This is a genomic window from Pseudomonas sp. R62, from assembly GCF_000257605.1.
Classification (GTDB): Bacteria; Pseudomonadota; Gammaproteobacteria; order Pseudomonadales; family Pseudomonadaceae; genus Aquipseudomonas; species Aquipseudomonas atacamensis.
Window position 1 is genome coordinate 3,261,976 of record NZ_JH635998.1, and the last position, 5,010, is coordinate 3,266,985.

At 59.0% G+C, this 5,010-nt stretch carries 6 protein-coding genes and 1 pseudogene; 4 read left to right on the forward strand and 3 right to left on the reverse strand.

Features of this window, described 5'->3' with window-relative positions:
- The coding region (locus OQK_RS15760; RefSeq protein ID WP_038860991.1) for a uracil phosphoribosyltransferase at window positions 1-172 on the reverse strand (172 nt) is incomplete at its 3' end.
- A gap of 164 nt (window positions 173-336) precedes the next feature.
- Here OQK_RS15760 and OQK_RS15765 point away from each other — a divergent pair.
- From OQK_RS15765 to OQK_RS15775, 3 genes are all read left to right on the forward strand, one after another.
- Entirely contained in the window at window positions 337-894 is a 558-nt protein-coding gene (locus tag OQK_RS15765; RefSeq protein ID WP_016773231.1) for a hypoxanthine-guanine phosphoribosyltransferase, read from the forward strand.
- Window positions 895-1,073: 179 nt separating this feature from the next.
- Window positions 1,074-1,553, forward strand: a complete 480-nt coding sequence (locus tag OQK_RS15770; RefSeq protein ID WP_016773232.1) for a hypothetical protein — start codon at window positions 1,074-1,076, stop codon at window positions 1,551-1,553.
- A gap of 63 nt (window positions 1,554-1,616) precedes the next feature.
- Entirely contained in the window at window positions 1,617-1,904 is a 288-nt protein-coding gene (locus OQK_RS15775) for a PA4642 family protein (protein ID WP_016773233.1), read from the forward strand.
- 104 nt (window positions 1,905-2,008) lie between these two features.
- On the opposite strand, the gene mqo is transcribed toward OQK_RS15775, so the two are convergent.
- On the reverse strand, window positions 2,009-3,517 hold the full coding sequence (mqo, locus tag OQK_RS15780) for a malate dehydrogenase (quinone) (protein WP_016773234.1): 1,509 nt from the start codon (window positions 3,515-3,517) through the stop codon (window positions 2,009-2,011).
- 705 nt (window positions 3,518-4,222) lie between these two features.
- A complete protein-coding gene (locus OQK_RS15785) occupies window positions 4,223-4,456 on the reverse strand; it encodes a hypothetical protein (protein WP_016773235.1) in 234 nt (77 codons plus the stop codon).
- A gap of 205 nt (window positions 4,457-4,661) precedes the next feature.
- On the opposite strand from OQK_RS15785, the pseudogene OQK_RS15790 reads away from it, so the two are divergent.
- Window positions 4,662-5,010, forward strand: a pseudogene (locus OQK_RS15790) (YajG family lipoprotein); the annotation flags it as partial.

Below are 5,010 nucleotides of genomic sequence, written 5' to 3' on the forward strand. Positions count from 1 at the left end.
ACCAGCCGGCAATGTCGTAGGATTCGAGCGGCAGATCTTTTGTAGCTTCATAGGTCAACAGGGCGCCGACTTCCTGAGCGAGCTCGCGGAAATTCTTGGTGCTGATGTCAGCGCGGCGCATCAGGCCGAGTTTATGACGGATCAGCGGATGGCGGATCTCGAGGATGGGCATGGGAAAGGCTCCGGCGGCGGGCAAAAAAACCGGCCTAGATTAATCTATCCGAGGGTGATGTCCTATAGGACATTCTGTACGTTAGTCCATAAGAGCTTGATTCGACCTCGCGGGATGCGTACCTTTGCCCGCTTTTCCAATTCCGCCAACCCCTGGAGAGCGCCATGTCCGCTGATCTCGAGCATATCCGTCAAATCATGCGAGAGGCTGACTGCCTGTACACCGAGTCTGAAGTCGAGGCGGCCATCGCCCGCGTCGGTGCACAAATCAACGAGCAACTGGCTGACAGCAACCCGGTGGTGTTCTGCGTGATGAACGGCGGCCTGATCTTCTCCGGCAAACTGCTGACGCATCTGCAGTTCCCGCTGGAAGCGTCCTACCTGCACGCGACCCGTTATCGCAACGAAACCAGCGGCGGCGACCTGTTCTGGAAAGCCAAGCCGGAAGTCTCGTTCATCGACCGCGACGTGCTGATCATCGACGACATCCTCGACGAAGGTCATACCCTGGGCGCGATCATCGACTTCTGCAAACACGCCGGCGCGCGCAAAGTACACACCGCCGTGCTGATCGACAAGGATCACGACCGCAAGGCGCGCCCGGACCTGAAAGCCGATTTCGTCGGCCTGCCATGCATCGACCGCTACATTTTCGGTTATGGCATGGACTACAAGGGCTACTGGCGCAACGCCAACGGGATTTACGCCGTTAAAGGCATGTAAGAACCTGCATTGCCCCCTGTGGGAGCGAGCCTGCTCGCGAAGGCGTCGTGTCAGTCAGCATCATTGAAAACTGACACACCGCTTTCGCGAGCAGGCTCGCTCCCACAGTTGTTTTTGTGTGTGCTGATCCATCCGCGTTACCCATGCTAGAGTGCTCGGCCCCGCCCCCGGAGCCTGTCATGCGCCTCTTGATCTGCAGTCTCGCCGCCCTGTTGCTGTCTCTCAGCCTGCCGCTGTCCGCCGCGCCGATGCACAGCCAGTTCCTGCCGCCGGACGATCTGACCCTGCGCGACGCTGAACCCGAGCAGCAGCAACTGCTGCAAGTCAGCGAGTATTCGGTGGTGGTCGGTGCGCAGCGCCAGTCCAATCAGCAGCCGATTCCGGTCACCTCATCCTTGTTGATCCGCCTCAAAGGCAAATCGCTGAACAAGGGCGCGAGCATTTCTCAGGTGCTGGTGAGTTTCGACGGCGAAAGCAAAAGCCTGAAAAAGCCGGCCTACGATGACAAAAGCAAAACCCTGACGCTGTTCTATCCGCTCGCTCAGTACCGCGTGGTGATGGATCTGTTGCGTAATGACACGGTGTATGTGCAGTTCCTCAGTTATGCCAACGGCCATATCTGGGCCGATTTGCACACCGGGGCGATTCGTCCGCGTTGAGCCGGGCGGTCGGGCAGGGGTAAACTGCCCGCCCCGTGTCATGTCTGCGAGCTGGAGTCGGCAATGCGTAAAGATAAGAAACAAGTGATTGGTGACGAGATCGGCGATGAGCAGATCAAGCTGTTCCTCGATTTTGAGCCGGTCGACGCCACTTCGCCGTCGCTGCACAAACTGATCAAGGCCTACCGCGGTTTGCGCATCGATGACTTCGAGCGCTTTCTGGGCTTCTTCGTTGAGGCGGGTTTCGACGTGGATGGCAAGGACGCGCAGGGCAAGACTTTTGTCGAGCTGATCAAGGATCAGCGTAACGCCGCTGAGTACATCGAATTGATCGACAAGGCTCGCAGCTGAGGCCACCTCACTACAAAGGTTTGTAAGCCAGGATTATTGGTTCTTGCCTGGCCATAAAAAACGCCCGCACTCAAGGAGTACGGGCGTTTTTTTATGCCGCAAGATCAAGCGAAGCTTGGTGTCTCGCTGCTTTCTTCAACCAGTTCCAGGGCGATGTTGTTCTGCGTGTTGATCTTGCGATACAGCGCAGCATCGGTTTCCAGAACCTTTTCACGGGCCGGGAAGATTTCCGCCAGTTTGGTGGCCCACTCGCCGGACGCCTTGGCCGGGAAGCATTTTTCGATCAGCTCGAGCATGATCGAAACGGTCACCGACGCGCCTGGCGAAGCGCCGAGCAGGGCAGCGAGGGAGCCGTCCTTCGCCGCGACCAGTTCGGTACCGAACTGCAGGATGCCGCCCTTTTTCGGGTCCTTCTTGATGATCTGCACCCGTTGGCCGGCCACTTCCAGGCGCCAGTCTTCGGCTTTCGCCTGCGGGTAGAAACGGCGCAGGGATTCCAGACGCTGTTCCATCGACTGCATCACTTCGCTGACCAGGTACTTGGTCAGGTCCATGTTGTTTTTCGCCACCGCCAGCATCGGCCCGATGTTACCGGCGCGCACCGACATCGGCAGGTCCATGAAGGAGCCATGCTTGAGGAACTTGGTGGTGAAACCGGCGTATGGCCCGAACAGCAGGGATTTCTTGCCGTCGACGACGCGAGTGTCGAGGTGCGGCACCGACATCGGTGGCGAACCCACAGCCGCCTGGCTGTAGACCTTGGCCTGGTGGTGCTTGACCACTTCCGGGTTATCGCAACGCAGCCACTGGCCGCTGATCGGGAAGCCGCCGAAGCCTTTGCTTTCTTCGATGCCCGAAGCCTGCAGCAACGGCAGGGCCGCGCCACCGGCACCGAGGAAGACAAACTTTGCGTCGACTTCGCGGGTGTTGCCGTTGTTGACGTCCTTGATGCTGACGGTCCAGCCGGCGCCGTTACGCTTGAGGCCGGTCACGCGCTTGCAGTATTTGACCTGGGTGTCCGGAGCACTGCTCAAATGCTTGAGCAACTGATTGGTCAGGGCGCCGAAGTTGACGTCGGTGCCGTTCATTACGCGGGTGGCGGCGAGGACTTCTTCGGGCGAGCGACCCGGCATCATCAGCGGCATCCACTCGGCCATCTTGCCTTTGTCTTCGGTGTACTCCATGTCGGCAAACGCGTGGTGCTTGCTCAACACGTTGAAGCGCTCCTTGAGGAACGACACACCGCTTTCGCCCTGAACGAAACTCAGGTGCGGAACCGGGCTGATGAAGGATTTGCACGAGCCGAACGTGCCCTTCTTGGTCAGGTACGACCAGAACTGCTTCGACACCTCGAACTGGGTGTTGATGTGCACGGCTTTCTTGATGTCGACGCTGCCATCGGCAGCCTGCGGGGTGTAGTTCAGCTCGCACAGGCCGGCGTGACCGGTACCGGCGTTGTTCCACGGATTGGAACTCTCGGCGGCGCCGGAATCCATCAGCTCGACGACTTCCAGCTTGATCGCGGGGTCGAGCTCTTTGAGCAGTACGGCCAGGGTGGCACTCATGATGCCGGCCCCTACCAGAACTACGTCGACTGCTTCGTTATGCGCCATTTAACGCGTCTCCCAAATCTGCAGCACCAAATTGTCGGCATGGCTGCCAGGCGTTCCAGGGCAGGTCAGTGGGCCCGGGCTATCCGTGGTCAGGTGGGCCATGTCCGAATCTTCGCAATTTTTCGCAACTTCGACGGATGCGTGCGGCCTGGTTTCAAGCGTTCCATGAACGCATTTTCACGCAGGGCTGGCAATTCGACTTATGGTCGAGTCATCCGTTTTCGTGCAACCAAATCCGTAGCGGACAGGCTTCAGGCTCCGATGTTCGAGGTATACCCGGTCCTGTGTCGTTGGGCTGTTTCAGACGCTAATGGTGCATGTTCAGACGCAAAACTATTCATTTGCTCGCCACACTCTTGTGAAGTTGTGAAAACCCGTTTTTTTCACGCTCTTTTGAAGACGTGAACCTCAAAAAAGGGCTGCCTTGGCCTGGCACCTGCCCGCTAGGGCAAAACAACGCGGTGGCCGAGCGAATGACAGCTCTGCAGATTCGCGAAAAGCGGGTTTTTGCCGGAAGAACAGGCAAGCGCGCCAACTTCACTCGATCTGTGTGGGCGGCTCTCTGTGGGCGATTTTGATGTCGATGCATGCGCATTGACGCTGTTGCGGGGCCCGATCAGGAGACGTCCTTATAATCGGGGGGAGATTGTAGCGAAGAAATGCGCGCAGTTGCTCGTGTTTAATGACTTTATATTAGGCGTCCGGTCAGATGCTCAACTGCACCTGACCCCGTGCGCGCATTTGTCGCGGTACGACCCGGGCGCTGGCGGGCAGCGGCTGGTTCAACCAGGTCAGGCGGATTTCTTCAATTTCCACCCAGCCGTCGCCCATCGGTTGCAGGCTGCACTGCTTGAAGGCCTGGCAACGGCCGTTGCGGTCGAGCAGGGCGAAGCTGCGATGCAGTGGGCGAGGGGCGAACAGCGAGATCAGATAACGCATGGCAGAGTTCCTTGAAAGAGGACTGCTTTGAAGCTTGTCGGCAAGCCATGACGCCGCGGTGTATGGACGGTGAAGAATGTGTGACAGGAACCGCTTTCGGCGGGGTTTGTCAGACATTTCAGTATTCACTGTGCGGCGCTGGTTACGCGCAGTGGCCCACCGCTATACTGCCGGCCTGTTTGTGCCTGATTCTGGAGAGAAGAGCATGTTGCAACGCCTGTTGTTCGGTTTGATCACTGTCGCCGGTTTGACCCTCGCCGGCTGCGCCCACAGCCCGCAACAACTGAATCCGGAGCCGAAGCTGACCACGCAACTGCCAGCGGTCGGTCGCGGCCAGCCTGTCATCGTGCGTGTGGTCGACGGTCGTCCGTCGCCAACCCTCGGCACCCGTGGCGGTCTGTACCCGGAAACCAGCGCCATCACCGTACAGCGCGAGCAGATCCTGCCCAAGCTGCAGGCCCAGGCCGAAGCCGCCGTACGCCTGCTCGGCTTCACCCCGACCACTAACGCACCCAACGCGCCGCAGCTGACCGTGACCCTGGCCGAGCTGAAAT